The 17,588-nt window shown below is 62.6% G+C and carries 20 protein-coding genes and 2 pseudogenes; 14 read left to right on the forward strand and 8 right to left on the reverse strand.

Features of this window, described 5'->3' with window-relative positions:
- Nucleotides 1–305: 305 nt before the first annotated feature.
- From AC1DJW_RS12910 to AC1DJW_RS12945, 8 genes and pseudogenes are all read left to right on the forward strand, one after another.
- A complete protein-coding gene (locus AC1DJW_RS12910; RefSeq protein WP_476901588.1) occupies nucleotides 306–1,109 on the forward strand; it encodes a hypothetical protein in 804 nt (267 codons plus the stop codon).
- Between the two features lie 44 nt (nucleotides 1,110–1,153).
- Nucleotides 1,154–2,521, forward strand: a complete 1,368-nt coding sequence (locus AC1DJW_RS12915) for an NAD(P)-binding domain-containing protein (RefSeq protein WP_476901589.1) — start codon at nucleotides 1,154–1,156, stop codon at nucleotides 2,519–2,521.
- Between the two features lie 51 nt (nucleotides 2,522–2,572).
- Nucleotides 2,573–3,007, forward strand: coding sequence for a cupin domain-containing protein (locus AC1DJW_RS12920; protein WP_390280395.1), 435 nt, complete (start codon nucleotides 2,573–2,575; stop codon nucleotides 3,005–3,007).
- Nucleotides 3,008–3,010: 3 nt separating this feature from the next.
- A complete protein-coding gene (locus AC1DJW_RS12925; protein ID WP_476901622.1) occupies nucleotides 3,011–3,532 on the forward strand; it encodes a dimethylamine monooxygenase subunit DmmA family protein in 522 nt (173 codons plus the stop codon).
- A complete protein-coding gene (locus AC1DJW_RS12930) occupies nucleotides 3,529–4,500 on the forward strand; it encodes a PDR/VanB family oxidoreductase (RefSeq protein WP_459341838.1) in 972 nt (323 codons plus the stop codon). Before AC1DJW_RS12925 ends, AC1DJW_RS12930 begins: the two co-directional genes overlap by 4 nt.
- On the forward strand, nucleotides 4,500–5,483 hold the full coding sequence (locus AC1DJW_RS12935; protein ID WP_459341839.1) for a heme-dependent oxidative N-demethylase family protein: 984 nt from the start codon (nucleotides 4,500–4,502) through the stop codon (nucleotides 5,481–5,483). Before AC1DJW_RS12930 ends, AC1DJW_RS12935 begins: the two co-directional genes overlap by 1 nt.
- A 406-nt stretch (nucleotides 5,484–5,889) precedes the next feature.
- Nucleotides 5,890–6,126, forward strand: a pseudogene (locus AC1DJW_RS12940) (cellulase family glycosylhydrolase); the annotation flags it as partial.
- An 81-nt stretch (nucleotides 6,127–6,207) separates the two neighbouring features.
- A complete protein-coding gene (locus AC1DJW_RS12945; RefSeq protein ID WP_284755544.1) occupies nucleotides 6,208–6,585 on the forward strand; it encodes a X2-like carbohydrate binding domain-containing protein in 378 nt (125 codons plus the stop codon).
- 353 nt (nucleotides 6,586–6,938) lie between these two features.
- Here AC1DJW_RS12945 and AC1DJW_RS12950 read toward each other — a convergent pair.
- From AC1DJW_RS12950 to AC1DJW_RS12965, 4 genes and pseudogenes are all read right to left on the reverse strand, one after another.
- A pseudogene (locus AC1DJW_RS12950) lies at nucleotides 6,939–8,008 on the reverse strand (maleylacetate reductase); the annotation flags it as partial.
- Complete coding sequence (locus AC1DJW_RS12955; protein WP_390280404.1) at nucleotides 8,005–8,355, reverse strand: GNAT family N-acetyltransferase; 351 nt, start codon at nucleotides 8,353–8,355, stop codon at nucleotides 8,005–8,007. The pseudogene AC1DJW_RS12950 and the gene AC1DJW_RS12955, both read right to left, overlap by 4 nt.
- A gap of 20 nt (nucleotides 8,356–8,375) precedes the next feature.
- Nucleotides 8,376–8,888 carry a YceI family protein gene (locus AC1DJW_RS12960; protein ID WP_390280551.1) on the reverse strand — a complete coding sequence of 171 codons (513 nt, stop codon included), beginning with the start codon at nucleotides 8,886–8,888 and terminating at the stop codon, nucleotides 8,376–8,378.
- A gap of 253 nt (nucleotides 8,889–9,141) precedes the next feature.
- On the reverse strand, nucleotides 9,142–9,612 hold the full coding sequence (locus tag AC1DJW_RS12965; RefSeq protein WP_459341842.1) for a MarR family winged helix-turn-helix transcriptional regulator: 471 nt from the start codon (nucleotides 9,610–9,612) through the stop codon (nucleotides 9,142–9,144).
- Nucleotides 9,613–9,803: 191 nt separating this feature from the next.
- On the opposite strand from AC1DJW_RS12965, the gene AC1DJW_RS12970 reads away from it, so the two are divergent.
- From AC1DJW_RS12970 to AC1DJW_RS12980, 3 genes are all read left to right on the forward strand, one after another.
- The gene (locus AC1DJW_RS12970; RefSeq protein ID WP_390280409.1) at nucleotides 9,804–10,775 is read left to right on the forward strand and encodes a ring-cleaving dioxygenase; all 972 of its coding nucleotides are present in this window, start codon (nucleotides 9,804–9,806) and stop codon (nucleotides 10,773–10,775) included.
- 7 nt (nucleotides 10,776–10,782) lie between these two features.
- On the forward strand, nucleotides 10,783–11,421 hold the full coding sequence (locus tag AC1DJW_RS12975; protein WP_476901590.1) for an alpha/beta hydrolase: 639 nt from the start codon (nucleotides 10,783–10,785) through the stop codon (nucleotides 11,419–11,421).
- Between the two features lie 199 nt (nucleotides 11,422–11,620).
- Nucleotides 11,621–12,040 carry a hypothetical protein gene (locus AC1DJW_RS12980; RefSeq protein ID WP_476901591.1) on the forward strand — a complete coding sequence of 140 codons (420 nt, stop codon included), beginning with the start codon at nucleotides 11,621–11,623 and terminating at the stop codon, nucleotides 12,038–12,040.
- Between the two features lie 85 nt (nucleotides 12,041–12,125).
- Here the strand turns inward: AC1DJW_RS12980 and AC1DJW_RS12985 are convergent, their stop codons facing one another.
- The 3 genes from AC1DJW_RS12985 to AC1DJW_RS12995 all read right to left on the reverse strand — a co-directional run bounded on the left by AC1DJW_RS12985 (nucleotide 12,126) and on the right by AC1DJW_RS12995 (nucleotide 13,108).
- Entirely contained in the window at nucleotides 12,126–12,473 is a 348-nt protein-coding gene (locus tag AC1DJW_RS12985) for a hypothetical protein (RefSeq protein WP_460455360.1), read from the reverse strand.
- The gene (locus tag AC1DJW_RS12990) at nucleotides 12,430–12,660 is read right to left on the reverse strand and encodes a DUF1508 domain-containing protein (protein WP_390280415.1); all 231 of its coding nucleotides are present in this window, start codon (nucleotides 12,658–12,660) and stop codon (nucleotides 12,430–12,432) included. Before AC1DJW_RS12990 ends, AC1DJW_RS12985 begins: the two co-directional genes overlap by 44 nt.
- Before the next feature lie 100 nt (nucleotides 12,661–12,760).
- Nucleotides 12,761–13,108, reverse strand: coding sequence for a fibronectin type III-like domain-contianing protein (locus tag AC1DJW_RS12995; protein ID WP_390280417.1), 348 nt, complete (start codon nucleotides 13,106–13,108; stop codon nucleotides 12,761–12,763).
- On the opposite strand from AC1DJW_RS12995, the gene AC1DJW_RS13000 reads away from it, so the two are divergent.
- Nucleotides 13,095–13,559: a GH36 C-terminal domain-containing protein gene (locus tag AC1DJW_RS13000; RefSeq protein ID WP_476901592.1), complete on the forward strand. Its 465-nt coding sequence runs from the start codon at nucleotides 13,095–13,097 to the stop codon at nucleotides 13,557–13,559. The two genes, AC1DJW_RS12995 and AC1DJW_RS13000, sit on opposite strands and share 14 nt — an antisense overlap.
- A 75-nt stretch (nucleotides 13,560–13,634) precedes the next feature.
- Here AC1DJW_RS13000 and AC1DJW_RS13005 read toward each other — a convergent pair whose 3' ends face one another.
- Nucleotides 13,635–14,255, reverse strand: coding sequence for a hydrolase (locus AC1DJW_RS13005; RefSeq protein WP_459341847.1), 621 nt, complete (start codon nucleotides 14,253–14,255; stop codon nucleotides 13,635–13,637).
- Nucleotides 14,256–14,512: 257 nt separating this feature from the next.
- Between AC1DJW_RS13005 and lpdA the strand changes: the two genes are divergently transcribed.
- Nucleotides 14,513–15,916: a dihydrolipoyl dehydrogenase gene (gene lpdA, locus AC1DJW_RS13010; protein ID WP_390280423.1), complete on the forward strand. Its 1,404-nt coding sequence runs from the start codon at nucleotides 14,513–14,515 to the stop codon at nucleotides 15,914–15,916.
- A gap of 43 nt (nucleotides 15,917–15,959) precedes the next feature.
- Nucleotides 15,960–17,582 (forward strand): MFS transporter, encoded by a 1,623-nt coding sequence (locus tag AC1DJW_RS13015; protein ID WP_459341849.1) that lies wholly within the window; start codon nucleotides 15,960–15,962, stop codon nucleotides 17,580–17,582.
- Nucleotides 17,583–17,588 lie beyond the last annotated feature (6 nt).

Genomic DNA, 17,588 nt, shown 5'->3' on the forward strand with positions numbered 1-17,588 from the left:
CCAGCGGTGGGTTTCGGGGTTGTAAATTCCACGTTGCCTCTTGCCTTGGAAGCCTTTGGATCCCGCACGCGCAAGTGAGGCGGGAGGGGATGAGAGCTTCAAGGCCCCCGAGTGAAACGCAGACTTAACGCGGATGAAACCCACCGAGGTCCACTGTGGGTAATCATGGTTTCACAAGGCTAAATCAGGGCCGCGAAGCCACCTTGTGGCAGGCCAACGATTGGCCGGAACCCTTCCAGCTCTCATCAAGATTCCCGTGGCACGGCTGTGCCCGACGCGGGGCAAGACCGGCAGGAGCTACACGGATGCATGTTGCTAGCGACGTCAAAGAGCATCTCTTCGACGTGACCATCGACGGGTCTCCCCGCCGTCCCGGCGAAGTCATGGCCGGCTGGTCGCCACACGACCGGTTCGGCATCGTTGTGCGGGAACCCTTCGGGGCGCTGGGAGCGAGCCTTCTCATCCAGCTGGCCGCGCTGCAGTTCTACGAGGCCCGGACCGGAAGGCGCGACGAAAACCCGCAATACCCCCAGACCTACCTCTTCCACGTCGGCGGCGCCTTCGGAGATCACAGCAGTTTCGATGTCTGGCCCGCCCGGCATGAGGTCATGGTCACCGACGCCCCCTGCGCCCTTTTGGGGGAAATCAATGACAGGGGCATCACGCGGCTGGCGGTGCCTATCGGCCGGGCCAGGCCGCTGGACTACCTCCAGGCCCAAGCGAGCGGCTGGACCGACAGGTCCGCCGCCTTGGATCGGATAAGCAGTGTCCTGGTCTATTCGCCGGACGGCCACGTGCCTGACCACGATGTGACGGTACGCGCGGCCGACCGCCAGCTGGAACTGATGACCAGCTGGAGCCTTGACGCAGAGGGAACCAAGAGGCACTTCGACGGCCTGACGGACCAAGAGCTCGTCGAAATGGAAATCGGGCCGAGCACCGCGACTGACCTGCGGTCATGGACCGCGGCATTCGGCAAGAGAATCAACGAGATCCCACGATCACAACGCAAAGCCCTTGCCCTGCGCAGGCGCCAGGAAATGCCCGGACTTGTCCGTACCGAAACGTTCCGGCGCGTAACTGTGGACGAGGGCCTCGCGCTCCTTTGAACACGGATGTGTACCCCACCCATTCAGAATGGAGTTCTGTAGAAATGACCACGAAAAAATTGCGAGTAGGCATCATTGGTGCCGGCCCCAGCGGAATGGCGCAGCTGCGCGCCTTCGAATCCGCCCGAAGGCAGGGCGCGGACATCCCCGAGATCACCTGCTTCGAAAAGCAAGCGGACTGGGGCGGGCAATGGAACTACAGCTGGCGAACCGGCCTGGATGGCCATGGCGAGCCTGTTCACAGCAGCATGTACCGCCACCTCTGGTCGAACGGGCCCAAGGAATGCCTGGAATTCTCCGACTACTCCTTCGACGAGCACTTCGGACAGACGATTTCGTCCTACCCGCCTCGCTCTGCTCTCTTCGACTACATCGAAGGAAGAGCGGTCAAAAGCGATGTCCGCAAGTACATCCAGTTCAGCACTGCGGCGCGCTGGGTTGACTACGACGACGCCGCACGGGAATTTACGGTCCTGGTCGAAGACCTGGTCACCAAACAGACCCGGAAGCATGTCTTCGACAAGCTCGTCGTCTCTACCGGACACTTCTCTACGCCCAATGTGCCGGAATTCGAGGGCATAGGGACCTTCCCGGGCCCCGTGCTCCACGCCCACGACTTTCGCGGTGCGGAGCAGTTTGCCGGCAAGAACGTTCTCCTGATCGGGAGCAGCTACTCCGCAGAAGACATCGGCATGCAGGCCTATAAGATGGGCGCGGCATCGGTGACGATCAGCTACCGGAGCAAACCGATGGGTTTCCGCTGGCCGGAGGGAGCCCGCGAAGTCCCCACCATAGAGCGCATCGACGGACAGTACGTCCATTTCGCGGACGGCAGTTCGGGACGGTTCGACGCGATGATCCTGTGCACGGGCTACCGCCACAAGTTCCCATTCCTGCCTGGCAGCCTCGCGCTGAGCACGCCCAACGTCCTGTACCCGGCCAACCTCTATAAGGGGATTGTCTGGCAAGGCAACCCCGATCTCTTCTACATCGGCATGCAGGACCAGTACTACACCTTCAACATGTTCGACGCCCAGGCTTGGCTGGCCCGTGACTACATCATGGGGCTGCACGAGATTCCGGGGAGCATTGAGCGGCAGGAGGACATCCAGTTTTGGCTGCAGAAGCAGGAAGCCCTCCACACACACGAGGACGAGGTCGACTTCCAGACCGATTACGTGAAGGACCTCATAGCCCTGACCGACTACCCGCCGTTTGACTTGGACGCGGTTGCAGTCCTGTTCAAGCAATGGATGCATGACAAGGAAGAGAACATCCTGGGGTACCGCGACAGCGTCCACACTTCAGTGATGACGGGGACTACAGCCTCGGCGCACCACACGGCATGGCTGGACGCCATGGACGACAGCATCGAGGCGTACCTTTCCACCCCCGTGGTGTCACGGCCCTGACCGGGTCACGTCCCGGATCCAGGGAATTAACATCCCCGAAACCCATCGCAATTGAATTTCAGTAAAACTAGTTTCACCACAGTAAATCAAGCAGAGGACAACACCATGACTACAACTTTGAGCGGCACGATGTCCAAGGGCGGTTCCATCCACAAGGTCGAGAATGGCTTCCTGGACCTGCCGAAAATGGATGAAGAAGGATGCGAGGCGTTCATCAATGACTCCTTTGCGAACCCCGAAGGCTCCTCGATGTGCGCAGGGTTCTTCGAGCTCAAGGCCTCGGAGCCACTCGTCTACGAATACACCTACGACGAGATGAAGCTGGTTGTCCAGGGCGAATTCATCCTCACGGACTTGGCCACCGGAGCCGTCACGCACGCCAAGGAACGCGACGTCCTGTTCTTCCCCAAGGGAACCACGGTGAAGTTCGAGACACCGGACTACGCCCTGGGCTTCTTCACAGGCGACCGTACCTTCGCCCCGTAAGTGATGATTCCACGCCATTCCAGCGTGCCCCGGCCGGGGGCGGTTCCGTCCCCGGCGCGGGCCCGCGAGTACTTCGCAGTATCCATCGGAAACGAAGGATTCAAAGAATCGGATGCATGGCTGCGGCGGCTGGACCACTCCATCCAGCGCCAGCATGTGGCGTTCCGGACGGGCGACGACGCCGCAGCCGCCGCGCTGCAGGCGCGCCTGGCGTCCGCCGTCGTCGGGATCCGGGTGGTGTTGGCCGGGCCGGAGGCCGACGTCTACACCCTCCGGGCCCTTGCACTCAGAATGGGCGCCGTGGACGAGGAAGTGTTCCTGCTGGTGACGCCGGATGGTTCCCGACGGGTCCATTGCCCCCATTGCCAGTCCACGACTGTCACGGACCGGTCGGTCGGCGAGGTGGTCGTGTGCACGGGGTGCGAAAGAAGCCTCGTGATCTACCACCATTTCTCACGCCGCACGGCAACGTACCTGGGCTACATGGTGGATGCCGAAGAACGAGCTAAGGAGGATGCCGCATGACAGCGACAGCGGAAGCGTCGGCACCCGCGTTGCACGACGCCTTGGAACTTGTCCTCGCGGATGTCACCGACCGGACACCGTCAATCCGGAGCTTCACGTTCCGCGACCCAGCCGGAAACGAGCTGCCTCCCTACGTCCCCGGCAGCCACATAATTGTCCACTCCGGGGACAAGGCCAATGCCTACTCCCTCACCGGCTCGGGTGTACTTCCCGCTGAATACACCATCTCCGTACTGCGGGTCGACAACGGCGGAGGCGGCTCCGCCGCACTGCACCAGCTGGCGCCGGGTGCCCGGCTGAGTGTGTCCCGCCCGCGCAGCGCCTTCGCTCCCGTCGCGACGGCCAGGCACCATTTGCTCATTGCCGCCGGCATCGGCATAACACCCATGCTGTCCCATATGCGCGCCGCAACTGAATGGGGCCATTCCGCATCCCTGCTGTATGCCTACCGGCAGGGCGAGGGAGCCCATCTCGACGACGTTCGGGAACTGTGCGGGAAGAACCTGCTCGAGTGCACGGACCGAAGCAGTTTCCTGGCTGCGCTCGGCGTCCGGCTCGGCGAACAGCCCCTGGGCACCCACCTGTATGTGTGCGGCCCTCAGGGCTTCATGGATACGGTGCTCAGCGCGGCTGCCGTGGCGGGATGGCCGCCGTCGCGGCTTCATTCGGAACCGTTCGGCACCGCGGACCTGGACCCGGGCCAGCCGTTTAGCGTCACGCTTGGCCGGAGCGGCGCCGTCGTCGATGTTCCTTCCGGCACCTCCCTGCTCAAAGCCCTGGAAGACTCCGGCCACAAAGTGCCATTCATGTGCCGCCAGGGCGTCTGCGGCGAATGCATCCTGCCCGTCCTCCGTGGCACGCCTGAGCACAGGGACCTCTACTTGTCCGAAGCCGAGAAAACCGCCAACAATTCGATAATGTGCTGCGTTTCACGCAGCCGTGATGCCGGACTGGAGATTGACCTTTGATGTTGAGCACGCAGGAATCAACCCTCACGCCGTCCGCCCGGCGCTTCCCATTCCCATTCCGCGAAGACTCCTACCGGTACAGCACCAATGTGGAACCAGCCCCGCAGTTCGTGCCGACGGATGCCGGTGGATGGGGAGACCGGCTGATCGAAATCGATCCCCATTACGGTTCCGAACTGGAGGAACGGGCGGCAATACTCGACCGTGACCCGTCACGCATCGCAATGCTCCCGCATATGGGTCCAGCCGTCTGGGACACCATCACCACCTTGCTGCCAGTGCTGGCTGCCGACTATCCCGATGTCATGTGCTTCACGCGCGAAGGCCGCCGCTGCCATTGGCGCAACGACCTCTTGGGCTTGGATATCGACTTCGTCATAGGGGACGCCTCGACCCTGCCGATGGAGCCCCTGCGCTTCATCGGCAGCCAGATCCAGGACGACATCGCATTGCTGGATCAGCGCGAAGACGCCCTCTGGCTGGACGCCGGCGTGATCACCTTTGCCGCAGACTGGTCGTTAGGCTTCGACGTCGGCATGCGCTTCCTCGAGGTCCACGGCCCGGTGCCCCGGGTCCACGAAGAGCAGATCATTACGCGGGCCCAGCAATTCCTGATGAGGCTCCAGCCCGGAGAGAAGTTCCGGCGGACGAATTGGACCATGACCGTGGACCGGCGTCTCGACACCTCCACGGAGACCTATCCCGAATGGGGGCCGGACCGGCTAGAGGTGGTCGACGACCCCGACCTGCCCAAACGGCTCCACCTGCGCGTCGAAGTCCAGCACCTCATCCGGCTGCCGCATTCAGGCGCCATTCTCTTCCTCGTCCGCACCCACATGATCTCGTTGGCCGAAATTTCGGCCGTTCCGGCGTGGCGACAACGCCTCGGCCGGGTGCTGGCCGAGCTGCCGGAGGACATGGCGGACTACAAAGGAATCTCCCGATACCGCCATGCGGCGGCCCAGTGGCTGCTCGGAGGCTGAGGCCCATGCCCGGGCACCAAAGTCTGGCGCTTCTTCAGGGGTATTGCTGCGTACCGCAAAGCCGACAGGACCCTCATTAACCGGGCCGCCGGACAGCCAGTCGTTGCTGAGCTCACCGACGCGTTTGCCGAACCGTTCTGGCGCCCATTTCTCTGAATTCGTCCAACACGGCAATTCCCGAATCCTTTGAATGGGGTTGGCCCGGGATCGACTCCGTCGGCCGCCTGTGACCGTGCGCGAGCAAGAACGCCTTCGTGGTGGACTTCCGTTTCGGGCGTCATCGTGAAGACGATTGAAGCCGCTGCGATGGGCCCAGTGGGCCTGATCGGTTGCCCCCGCGAGGGGTGACTTCTGCGACAGAGGGAGTCAAGCCTCCGAAGCGCTTGGCGAGCCATACGGCTTCTGGCCCTTCAGCACAAACATCGCCGGCTACACCAAGCATGACCAGCAGGTGCAGGGAATGCTGGAGAAGAACTTCCAGAGTCAAGTCGATGCCTTCATTTCCAAGGGAATCCCGGTGATTATCGGCGAGTACGGCCTCCTCGACGGGTACGACAAGAAGGTCGAGCGTGGTGAGGCCCTGAAATTCTTCGAGGATTTCGGCTATCTCGCACGCACTTCGGGCATCACCACCATGTGGTGGGACAACGGTGATCGGTTCGACCGGGTCGCACTCAAGTGGCGTGACCAGGAGGAGTTCGACTACATCAAGACCGGGTGGACCATGCGCTCGGGTACAGCCTCCTCAGACCTCGTGTTCATCGACAGCTCAAGCAAGGTAAAGGACCAGACCGTCGCGCTCAACCTGAACGGCCTCAAGTTCAAGGAGCTCCGCTTCGGTAGCGAGGTTCTGAAGACTGGCCGGGACTACTCGCTCGACGGCGCTACTTTGACCCTCAAGGCGAAGCTGCTCAAGACTCTCCTCGGCGATCGCAGCGTCGGCAACAGCGCGCCGCTTACGGTGGGGTTCTCGGCGGGTATGCCGTGGAAGCTCAACGTGATCAGCTCCGCTGCGCCCGTCGTCCACGCTGCGACAGGAACCAACGCGTCGCTTCCTATCCCTACGGCCTTCAACACGAGCGTGAACGGCGTGGCCCCCTAAAACCGCTAGCCGTTCATGGGACCTTCTGCATGCAGCTTGCCGGCTCCTGGGCCTTCAAGGTGCACTGTGGCCCGGACCACCAGGCTATCCGGGGCGGTGTCCATCTCAACCAGGGTTTCGTGGGCGTTCAGGATGGCGAAGACTTCGGAACCGGCCTCGACCGTCAGTCCCTTGGCTTCCGCCGTCTGCCTGGCGTTGTCCAAAGCCTCGCGCTGAAGCTCCTCAACATACTTGCCGTCATCTTCGCGAGCGGCATCGCCGAATGCCCAGCCAAACAAAGTCCCGGTGTTGTCCATGGCAGCGATATTACTCGCAACGGCTCGGGAAGAGGTTTCGTAGCGGATATGCTCGCCCGGTCGGACACCGGCGTGGGCTGCCGCCAGCAACGCTGTGAGGTTTTCCTCGGTGACGGGACGGGGGTTGGAGGCAGGGATGGTGGGAAGGATGAGCTGGACAGCTTCGGTTATGCTCTCCTTGGCCAGTCCGAGGTCCTTGAGTGCAGTGGGTGTGCCCAGCGTGTCCTGCAGTGCGTTTAGGCCGTCCAAGGCGTTCTCGGTTCCGAAGGCAGCTGCGATTCTGTGGACTGCACTGGTGGCGGCGGGGGCGTTGAATGCCAGGACATATGGGAGCACGACGGCGTGGGTTTGGGCGTGAGGAAGGTTCCATCTGCCGCCCAGGACATGGCATATCTTGTGGTGCATCCCGGATCCCGCGGACGCGAAGGCAACGGCGGACAGATAGGCCCCGTACAGTGCCTGTTCCCTGCCGCGGAGATCGTTCAGGTTCCTGCCTATAACCGGAAGCGCGTCGTTCAGGGCGCGGATGCCTTCGACGGCAAGCGCCTGGTTGATGGGGTCGGTGCGGGGCGCCCACAAGGAGTCGATGCAGTGGGCCAAGGCGTTCAGGCCCGAGGCGATGCTCAGCTCCCTCGGCAGTGACAGGGTCAGCTCGGCATCGTAAATGACGGTCACGGGCAGCACACGGTCATCGACACCGGTGGTCTTGCGTGCTGCTTCGGTCAGCCCCCACACGTTGGTCGCCTCCGAGCCTGCATACGTGGTCGGAACGGCGAGGATGGGCAGGCCGGTTGTCAGGGCGATGGCTTTGGCGAGGCCCGTGGCGGAGCCGCCGCCGACGCTGACGAGCAGGTCGATGCCGTTCCGGATCGCCGCGTTTCGGGCCGTGTCGGCCTTGTGCAGGGGACGTGCGGGGCGACGTCGTCATAGCTCAGCGTCACGTTGATGCCGGCCGTGACCTTTTCGGCTTCTGGCCGTTCCCTGGCGGAAGCAATGACCATGACCTTCCTGGCTCCAAGGCGCTTGATCTCCCCGGTGAGGTGTTCGGCCGCCTTACCGGCGCCGAACAGCACCCGCTGGCCCAGGGTGATGTGTTCAAATGTACGTCCCGCGCCCGTTCCGCTCACGGCTTGTAGAAGCGGTCGACGGCGGCCAGGTGCCCGGGCCGGATCGGCGCGGCGTGCTGCTGGTAGTCCGGGTGGCGGCGTATCCAGGCCTTGATGTAGGGACACACCGGGATGATGGTCAGCCCGGCGGCTATGGTGTCGTCCAATGCATGCTTGGCCAGGACCGCGGCAAGGCCCTTGCCCGCGTAGGCCTCGCTGACTTCGGTGTGGTAGAAGATCCTTTCCCTGTCGGCCGGGTCGCTGGCGGGCACGTACTCGGTCTTGCCGATGGCGCTCTCCTCGTCGACGAGCTCGTAGCAGTGGTTGACGGGGACGTGCCGGACGGCGATGGTTTTCTCCGGATCCATTGTGACTCCCGGGTGACGCGTTAGCTGGCGGGGAGAACGAAGGCCGAGTCGATTGTGATGGTGACCTTGTCGCCGACGAGGACTCCGCCGGCTTCCAGGGCGGCGTTCCAGGTGATGCCGAATTCCTTGCGCGAGATCTGTGCGGAAGCGGAGAACCCGGCGCGGGTCGCCCCGAAGGGATCAATCGCCACGCCACCGAACTCAACGTCGAAGGTCACCGGCCTGGTGGTTTCCTTGATGGTCAGGTCGCCGCTGAGGCTGAACTTCTCCTGAGTTCCCTGGACCTCGGTTGCCGTGAAGGTCATGTTCGGGAACTGCTCCACGTTGAAGAAGTCCGGTCCCTTGACATGGGCGTCGCGGTCATTGTTGTTGGAGTCAAACGAGGCGGTCTTCACGCTGGCCTCGACGGACGAGGTGCCGAGGGTGTCGCCGATGACGAGCGTTGCGTCTGCCTCGGCGAACTGACCGCGGACCTTGCTGATGCCGGCGTGGCGGACGGTGAAGCCTACTTCGGTGTGTGCCTGGTCAAGCATCCAAGTGCCGGGGATGAGTTCAATCGTGGTCACGGTCTGTCTCCTTGGTTGGGTCGTCGCGCGTTGATTTACATGCGTATGCATATAACTATCGCCATACCCTCGGCGCTTGTCAACTGAGAAGATTCTTTTCGGCAAATAATTTGCTGGAAAGCTTTCTAGTGGCAGGCCTCCCTGGTTTCTACCTCAGGGGCCGGGCGACGACCGCCGCGGGACACGTTCGAGCCTCCTGCGCGCAGGGGCGGCCGAGAACCTACAAGGTGGAGTTGGCTTCGCGCAATTCGGCCATGGCTTCGGCGACCACTGCCGCCCTATCGGCCCCGAGAACGTCGATGTAGGTTTTGCGGACGATGTCCGCAACCAGGTTCTGGAGTTCGTCGGCCAACTTAACGCCGGCCGCGGTCAGTTCGAGATAGACCACCCTTCGGTCGTCGGCGCAAGGGGTTCGGACGACCAGGTCGCGTTTGGCCAGGCGGTCCGCGATCTTGGTAAACCCGCCCGTACTGAAGGCCGCCTCACGAGCCAGCGCCGCCATGGACATCCTGCGCTCGGGGCTGCGGGTGAGGCGCAGCAGCGTCTCGGCTTCGGCTGGATCCAGGGAGAAAGCGGCGGCCACCGCCCGGTGCAGCTTCCTGTTCGTGATCTGGAAGCCTTCGATAACCAGCCCCCACTGGGTGACCGGATCAAGATTCCGGCCGGCCACCGCTTCCGCATGCTCCGTCATGTCCAATCCTTTCCGTTCCCAATGATACTGCGCCAGAGAAGCTACTTCCGTGGAACCTACTTGCTCAGCACTATCTTGCCGCCTTGACGAATTTATCTTCCTAGGAAATAATTTTCTCGATAGATGCATTTGCATATACATCACCGGCCGGGGGCTTCCTGACCGGATCAGTCCGAACAGGAGGGGTCAACATGACCGCGAATACCTCAGGCTTGCACCACGTCACAGCTATCGCCGGCGATCCGCAGGCCAACATCGACTTCTATATAAGGGGCCTAGGCCTGCGCATGGTGAAGAAGACGGTCAACTTCGATGATCCGTCCACCTACCACTTGTACTACGGCGACGAGTCCGGCCGACCCGGCACCCTCATGACATTCTTCCCGTGGCGGGGCATCGCTCCCGGCCGCATCGGGGCAGGACAGTCGACCTCCACCGCGTTCTCGATCCCGGAAGGCACGCTGGGCTGGTGGCAGGAGCATTTCAAGGCACTCGGCGTCGAATCCACAATCACCCGTGAGTCTGCCGACGAAGAGCGCCTCTCCCTGCGGGATCCGGACGGGCTGCAGCTGGATCTGGTCGCATCCTCCACCAGCGATCCCCGGAACCCCTGGGATTCCGCCTCCGTGCCCGCCGAGTATGCCGTGCGCGGCCAGCACTCCTCTGTGCTCACCGTGGCCGACCCGGACAAGACCGTGGCCGTGCTGACCGAGGACCTTGGCCTGCACCTGGTCGGCACCTCCGGTAACCGCACCCGACTGGCGGCCGGCAACGGCGGTCCCGGAAACCTCATCGACGTCATCGCCGACCCCAAAGCCCAGCCCGGTCTCACCGCAGGCGGCACCGTGCACCACATCGCCTTCAGGGTCCCTGACGCCGCGACCCAGGAGAACTGGCGCCAGGAACTGGTCGGACGCGGTTTCCACGTCACGGACATCCTGGACCGCCAGTACTTCACCTCCATCTACTTCCGCGAACCCGGCGGCGTGCTTTACGAAATCGCAACCGACACCCCCGGCTTCGACGTCGACGAACCGCTCCTCGAACTCGGCCGCTCCCTGAAGCTGCCGCCGTGGCTCGAGCCCTCCCGCGAGGCCATCGAACATTCCGTGGCACGCATCGAATTGCCGGCCGAGAACAACCCCGCCCTGGCTGGACGGTAGTTCGCCGATGAGCACTCAAACCAGCATCGTCACCGGCCGGCCGCATCTTTTCAGCCCCGGCGAGGCAGGGACCCCAGTGCTGCTGATGCTGCACGGCACCGGCGGCAACGAGCACGAGATCGCCTCCCTCGCCGCCGAACTCCAACCCGACGCCGGCGTACTCGCACCCCGCGGCCAGGTGCAGGAGCACGGCATGCTCCGATGGTTCCGGCGCCACGGCGAAGGGCTCTTTGACGTCGACGACGTCATCGCAAGGGCAACAGATCTGGCAGTCTTCCTGGACGCCGCCCGAGAACACTACGGATTCGGCAACAGGCCCGTGATAGCAGTCGGCTTCTCAAACGGTGCCAACATTGCCTTGGCCGCAGCCATCCTGTACCCCCAGACCCTGGATCAGGTCATCGCATTTTCCGGCATGTACCCCTTTGGGGACCGGGAAAATGCGACCGACCTCAGTGGCAGCAGGCTGCTGATCCTAAACGGCGAGTCCGACCCCATGGCCCCGCTTCCCAGCGTCAGGACACTCATCGCCGCCCTCCACCAAAACGGCTCCGATGTAAAACAGGTCCTGCGTCCCGGCGGACACGGCATCGCGCACGCCGATCTCGAAGCCGCAAGACAGTGGCTGGAAGAAGCCAGCAGATAAACGAAAATCTCGATACGGTTTTGACTGAGAGGATGAACCGGAATTAGTGGGCCCAACATGAGCAGAAGGGGATTCGGTTCACGCTTTACCTGACCGGTCCCAAGCTTTCCTTAGCGCGCTACTGACTGAGCATTTCGTGCTGGAGTCTGCCAGGGGAATAACCGTTGCCGAGTCCGGCAGCAGAGCTTCGCTGTACTTGATGACACTGTCGAGTTCGCTGGTCGCGTATGGCTTCCTTGCACAGTCTTCTGTCGCCTTCCATTTTCTCGCTGTCGTCATTCCCGTGGTCGTTGTGCTGGGCCTCTTCACCTACGAGCGGCTGGTCCAGACTTCATTGGAAGACGTCGCCGCTTTGAACTCGATGCAGCGTATTCGCAGGTATTACGCCCGCATTCTCCCTGGGGCCGATGAATTCTTTCCCGTTCCACACGGACAACACGCACTGAATGAGCTACTTGAGATCGAAAGCCGAGGATCCTGGCGCGGCGTCTTCTTCACGATGTCTACGGCCATAGCTGTAGTGAATTCCATCGTGGCGGGCGCCGGCGTGGCACTTATCAGTGTCACACCACTGTCCCTGATTCGCATTATTCTTGCGGGACACCGCCCCCACCGATAGTGGCAGTTGCTCATCTGGCCCCATCGTTAGCTCCTGGCCGGCCAAGTGCTCAAGCCGTCGGTCAAGCTCTCGGGAACGGGGAGATTCATTGCCCTTTTCTGATAACAGGCAAAGGTGCTGTGTCGAAGAATCGGTATTCCCCCATGGGGGCGCGGATTGTTCCGGCGGCTTCAGCTTTCCCCCGGATGAAGTCATGGTCATCTCTGGACAGCACCACCTGTCCTTTCGGGTCAAACTCAATGTCCCCGCACGGGTCTTTGCGGAATTTCGCCGACATTGCCGGGGGCAGGAGCAGACTTGCCGGATTTTCCAGAAGCCATGTCCGGGTCTCGGAATCGAGCCGGTCCCACTCATCTCTAATGTTCACTGTGACCTTCCTTGACCGCTCGTCACGACTGTCGGGAATGGGATTTAGTTGTGCAGTCCACAACATGCGCCGTGGCCGCCTGTTCCCGGATGTCCCTGACGGCGGCGGCTGCTGTCGCCATGTCTTCGTACGCCTCCGACTTTGCCAGGGTTTCCCCGGCGGAATTGACGAGGTTTATCCGGACCCCTCGCGGTTCAGCGTCTACAAGTTCGAATTGGCCAGGCATCGGTGTCCCCTTCACGATTGGCTGCATTGACGTTCGTGCTGGCGAGCGTCGCCGAAACAATCATTATATGACAACTATGTCAATAATTATGAATTTGACGGAAAAAATACCTGTTATTCCTGCGCGGTCAGTTGATCGGGCCGCCGATCGACCATGGTGTGCGCAGCACGCGCTCCGCAAGCAGTCGCCGCTCGCCGATGATAGCCACCTCGGCCGTCACCGCGGCCTCGGCAGCCGACGGGCCAGCGATGAGCCGCAACGGGCCGGGGTCGGCTCCGAGCGCCCCGTCTTCGCCGGTGATCGCGAGCCGGGCAGCGTCCACGCGGAAGGAGACCGTCCGCGATTCACCGGACCCGATCGGGATCCGTGCGTACCCGATGAGTTGTACGGCCGGGCGAACTACGGGGGCCGACGGGAAGGCCGCGTAGAGCTGGTCGACCTCTACGGTGTTATCGCCGTCATTGCGTATCGTCACGGCCGCGTCGAGCGAGCCCCCAGTGCTGAGGTTCGCGGCGGCCCGCTGGATCTCCGCATATCAGGAGCATCGGGAACTCATCAGCACCGGCCGGGTCGTCGCCGACGGCGACTTTGACCCTGACGGGCCGGCCTTGCGCGGTGTCGTTGCCACCGACGGCTCGGAGGCGATCTACACAATCGTGACGCCGCCGCTGTCCGCGGATTCGCGACGTCGGGTCCGCCTGCCAGGACTTTTGGCAGAGGCACGGTACCGCGTCGAGTCCGCCCGCCCAGGCTCGCTCGGCCCCTCGTGGCTGAGCCCGTACTGGCTAGACGAGACCGCCGGTCTCGACTCCGTCGCCGAGGCCCCGTCCTACTCTGGGAGCCTTGTCCGGGAGGCGGGTCTCGACCTGCCCGCCTTCCACCCGGACCGGACCCTCGTCTTGCGGCTGGTCCGCGTCGACGCCTGACCCTTCGCGATCCGCCGCGCCCGCACACCTTCGGTACCGCCAACGACGTCAAATGCGCCCTATTTCAACGGTCTCCTAACCCAGCTTGAGGAAGATGCCTGCTTCAGTGAGTTCGTCGACGAACGCCTGGACCGTGTCGGTTCGATTCCAGTCCCGCTGCAGCTCGCAGGCCAGCTGGGCAATGCTGACCGGCTGGGCGCCAGCCCGTGTGACGCGCGTGATCGCTGTTTCGTGGGCGATGACCGAAGTGCCACCGACCGCGTCAACGACTGGAAAGACCTCAAAGCCCTCGCGCAGCGCATCGAGGGTGGGGAAGGTGAGGCATGCTTCGGTCCAAAGCGCGGCTATGATCAGCTTCTTTCGCGCGGTCGCGCTGACTGCCGCTCGAAATGCCACATCCTCCCACGCGTTGATTGATGTTCTGTCCAACGAGGGCACGCCGGTCAGTAAGTCGGCGAGGGCTGGGATAGTGCCCTTGTTTCGACCAGTGGCCACGTTTACCGTCGATAAGACGATCGGAATATCGAATGTGCGAGCGAGCTTTACCGTCGTAGCGATGTTTCGGATGAGTTGTGCCCTGTCGATCGAGTTGATCGACTGCACTTGTGTTGGCTGGTAGTCGATGACGAGGAGGGCGGAGTTTTCCGGGGTGAGAAGTCCGTCGGTGAGTGGATCGCGGCGAGGCTCGCTAGTCATTTGGGGAGCGCCTTTCGTGCAGGAGATGTTGATGGAGGAATGTCGCCGTGTAGTTGTGTGCGTCATCCAGAGCTGCGCTGGTTCCAAGCCTCTACCCCGGGTTCACTATCGTCAACGTCCCGCAGCAGGAGGCGCACATGTAATGCTGCCGGGGCGGGGAAGAGAATTTCACGGTTGCGCGGGACATATCGCAACTATGCTGAATCTGCTGTCATCGGTGGGCTACGCGCGCCCGAACCCAAGGAGAGTTGGTTGTCATGAGTGAACACTTCGACGTCGTGATTCTCGGGGCTGGCCCCGGCGGCTATGTCGCGGCGATTCGTGCCGCGCAGCTTGGTCTGCGGGTGGCGGTGGTCGAGAAGAAGTACTGGGGCGGCGTGTGCCTGAATGTCGGCTGTATCCCATCGAAGGCCCTGCTGCGCAACGCGGAGCTTGCACATATATTCAATACCCAGGCGGAAATGTTCGGAATCATAGGGGACGTGTCCTTTGACTTTGGCGCCGCCTTCGACCGAAGCCGACAGGTTGCCGATGGACGTGTCAGGGGCGTGCATTTCCTGATGAAGAAGAACGGGATCACCGAATACGACGGCTCCGGATCCTTCACGGACGCCCACAGCATGGACGTGGACCTGAACACCGGGGGAACCGAGACCCTCACCTTCGACCACGCCATCATCGCCACCGGATCAACGGTCCGAATGCTGCCAGGGGTCGTGGCAAGCGCGAATGTCGTGACATATGAGGAGCAGATTCTGGACCGGGAGCTGCCCCGATCCATCGTGATAGTCGGCGCCGGGGCCATTGGCATGGAGTTCGCCTACGTCCTGCGCAACTACGGGGTCGACGTAACGATCATCGAGTTCTTGGACCGAGCGCTCCCGACCGAAGACGCGGACGTTTCCAAGGAAATATTCAAGCAGTACAAGAAGCTGGGCGTCCCAATCCTCACCTCGACGAAGGTGGAAACGGTGCTGGATGAGGGATCATCAGTCACTGTCACCTACACCGGCCGCGACGGTGCGGCCGGAAGCCTCCGGACGGACAAGGTGCTGGTTTCGATCGGGTTTGCCGCGAACGTCAGCGGCTTCGGACTGGAAAGCACGGGGGTGGCTCTAACAACCGACCGAAGGGCGATCGCCATTGACGACTACATGCGGACCAATGTTCCGCACATCTACGCGATCGGCGATGTGACGGCCAAGCTTCAGCTCGCCCATGTCGCCGAGGCACAGGGCGTTGTAGCTGCCGAAACCATCGCCGGAGCGGAGACCATGCCCTTGGGCGACTACCGCATGATGCCGCGCGCCACATTCTGCCAGCCGCAGGTGGCCAGCTTCGGCCTTACCGAACAGCAGGCCCGCGACGAAGGCCGAGACATCAAGGTCACCACATTCCCGTTCACGGCCAACGGCAAAGCGCACGGCTTGGGAGGGCCCACGGGCTTCGTCAAACTGATCGCCGAAACGCAGCACGGTGAACTGCTGGGCGGCCATCTCATAGGGCCGGATGTCTCTGAGTTGCTGCCCGAGCTCACGTTGGCCCAGAAGTGGGATCTCACTGCCACTGAACTGGCACGGAACGTCCACACTCATCCGACCCTCAGCGAGGCCCTGCAGGAAACCTTCCACGGGCTCACAGGACACATGATTAATCTTTGAAAGGTACGGCAGACGGACGTGGCAACTGAGGCAGGTGGAGTCGATGGCTGACCAGATACGCCAGGGCACCGAGCCGTCCACCTGGGCGCCGATGGCCTCGGCGATCTTCCGGGGCCTCTGGTTCGCTCAGCTTGGCTCCAATGTGGGCACTTGGATGCAAACTGTAGGCGCTCAGTGGATGCTGGTCAATGAACCGAATGCGGCCGTCCTGGTTTCCCTGGTGCAAGTCGCGACCACGCTGCCGGTGATGCTGCTGTCCCTGCCTTCCGGCGTCCTTGCCGACCTGCTCGACCGACGTCATTTGCTCATTTCGGTGCAGACGGCGATGGCCCTGACGGCCGGCCTTCTGGCGGTCCTCACCTGGGCCGGGGTGACCACTCCGGTGGTGGTGTTGGTGCTTTTGTTCCTCATGGGATGTGGTCAGGCCCTGACTGCTCCGGCCTGGCAGGCGATCCAGCCGAGTCTAGTGCCAAGGGCGCAGATTCCAGCGGCTGCAGCGCTGGGCAGTATGAACGTCAACGTCGGGCGCGCCGTGGGTCCGGCAATAGCCGGGGTGCTGGTGTCGGTATCGGGCCCGACCCTGGTGTTCGGGCTCAACGCGCTCTCTTTCATAGGGGTCGTTGTGGTCCTCATTGCCTGGCGTGAGAAAAAGCCGGCCGCACAGGCCCTGCCGATGGAACGCCCCGTTGCTGCGTTGGGCTCCGGCCTGAGATTTATCCGCAACGCCCCCGCGGTGCGGCGAATCCTTCTGCGGTCGGTGTTGTTCATCGTTCCGGCCAGTGCCCTTTGGGCGCTGCTGCCCGTTGTTGCTCACGGCGCCCTGCACCTGGAGTCGGCGGGCTACGGTGGTCTTCTAGGTGCACTTGGGCTGGGTGCGGTGCTTGGCGCATTCGGCCTTTCCCGGCTCAGGATGCGGTTCAGCGCCAACGAGCTGATGGCGGCCTCAGCGATCGTTTTCGGTGGCGCGACGGTGGGGCTAGCCTTGGTCCCCTCCGTGATCGTGGTCGCGCTCGTCCTTATTCTTGCGGGGACCGCCTGGCTGGTGGTGCTCTCCACCTTGAATTCGTCGATGCAGCTGATGCTCCCCAACTGGGTGCGCGCACGGGGCCTGGCCGCATACATGGTTGTCTTCATGGGTGGCCAGGCGGTCGGGTCGCTACTTTGGGGAGGCGTTGCCGGGCTGACGGACACCGTCTGGGCGTTGATCGTATCCGCCATTCTGTTGGGTATTTGTGCCATGTCGGTGGCAACCTGGCCGCTGCCGCCGACTATTGGCCAGCTCGACCTCACGCCCTCGGCGCATTGGCCCGAACCCGCACTGGCCTTTGAACCCGACCCCTCAGACGGCCCGGTCATGGTCCTGAAGACCTATCAGGTCGCTGCGGAAGATATTGATTCCTTCACCTCGCTGATGTGCAAGGTCGGCGAGGCACAACAACGCTCCGGCGCAATGCAATGGGGGCTCTTTGCCGATGGCAACGCCCCCGGCCGTTTCGTCGAGAAGTTTCTGATTCGTTCCTGGGAGGGTCACCTGCGCCAACACCAGGAAAGGAATACCGCCGCCGATCAGGCCGTTCAGGCGCAGGCAGAAGCCCTGAGCATCGAGAGGCCAACCGTCAGGCACCTCATAGCGGCAACGGCTAACGCACCCCGGGGTGGAAAGTAGCCGGGT

Source organism: Arthrobacter sp. 05L417 (assembly GCF_056397865.1).

Coding starts and splice junctions, on each gene's coding strand:
- AC1DJW_RS12915 (WP_476901589.1), top strand. CDS start 1,154: ATGACCACGAAAAAATTGCGAGTAGGCATCATTGGTGCCGGCCCCAGC.
- AC1DJW_RS12965 (WP_459341842.1), bottom strand. CDS start 9,612: ATGACGGAGCATGCGGAAGCGGTGGCCGGCCGGAATCTTGATCCGGTC.
- AC1DJW_RS12955 (WP_390280404.1), bottom strand. CDS start 8,355: ATGGATCCGGAGAAAACCATCGCCGTCCGGCACGTCCCCGTCAACCAC.
- AC1DJW_RS12935 (WP_459341839.1), top strand. CDS start 4,500: ATGTTGAGCACGCAGGAATCAACCCTCACGCCGTCCGCCCGGCGCTTC.
- AC1DJW_RS12980 (WP_476901591.1), top strand. CDS start 11,621: ATGACACTGTCGAGTTCGCTGGTCGCGTATGGCTTCCTTGCACAGTCT.
- AC1DJW_RS12925 (WP_476901622.1), top strand. CDS start 3,011: ATGATTCCACGCCATTCCAGCGTGCCCCGGCCGGGGGCGGTTCCGTCC.
- AC1DJW_RS12975 (WP_476901590.1), top strand. CDS start 10,783: ATGAGCACTCAAACCAGCATCGTCACCGGCCGGCCGCATCTTTTCAGC.
- AC1DJW_RS13015 (WP_459341849.1), top strand. CDS start 15,960: ATGGCTGACCAGATACGCCAGGGCACCGAGCCGTCCACCTGGGCGCCG.
- AC1DJW_RS12990 (WP_390280415.1), bottom strand. CDS start 12,660: ATGCAGCCAATCGTGAAGGGGACACCGATGCCTGGCCAATTCGAACTT.
- AC1DJW_RS12945 (WP_284755544.1), top strand. CDS start 6,208: ATGCGCTCGGGTACAGCCTCCTCAGACCTCGTGTTCATCGACAGCTCA.
- AC1DJW_RS12960 (WP_390280551.1), bottom strand. CDS start 8,888: ATGCTTGACCAGGCACACACCGAAGTAGGCTTCACCGTCCGCCACGCC.
- lpdA (WP_390280423.1), top strand. CDS start 14,513: ATGAGTGAACACTTCGACGTCGTGATTCTCGGGGCTGGCCCCGGCGGC.
- AC1DJW_RS12970 (WP_390280409.1), top strand. CDS start 9,804: ATGACCGCGAATACCTCAGGCTTGCACCACGTCACAGCTATCGCCGGC.
- AC1DJW_RS13005 (WP_459341847.1), bottom strand. CDS start 14,255: ATGACTAGCGAGCCTCGCCGCGATCCACTCACCGACGGACTTCTCACC.
- AC1DJW_RS12910 (WP_476901588.1), top strand. CDS start 306: ATGCATGTTGCTAGCGACGTCAAAGAGCATCTCTTCGACGTGACCATC.
- AC1DJW_RS12985 (WP_460455360.1), bottom strand. CDS start 12,473: ATGTTGTGGACTGCACAACTAAATCCCATTCCCGACAGTCGTGACGAG.
- AC1DJW_RS12930 (WP_459341838.1), top strand. CDS start 3,529: ATGACAGCGACAGCGGAAGCGTCGGCACCCGCGTTGCACGACGCCTTG.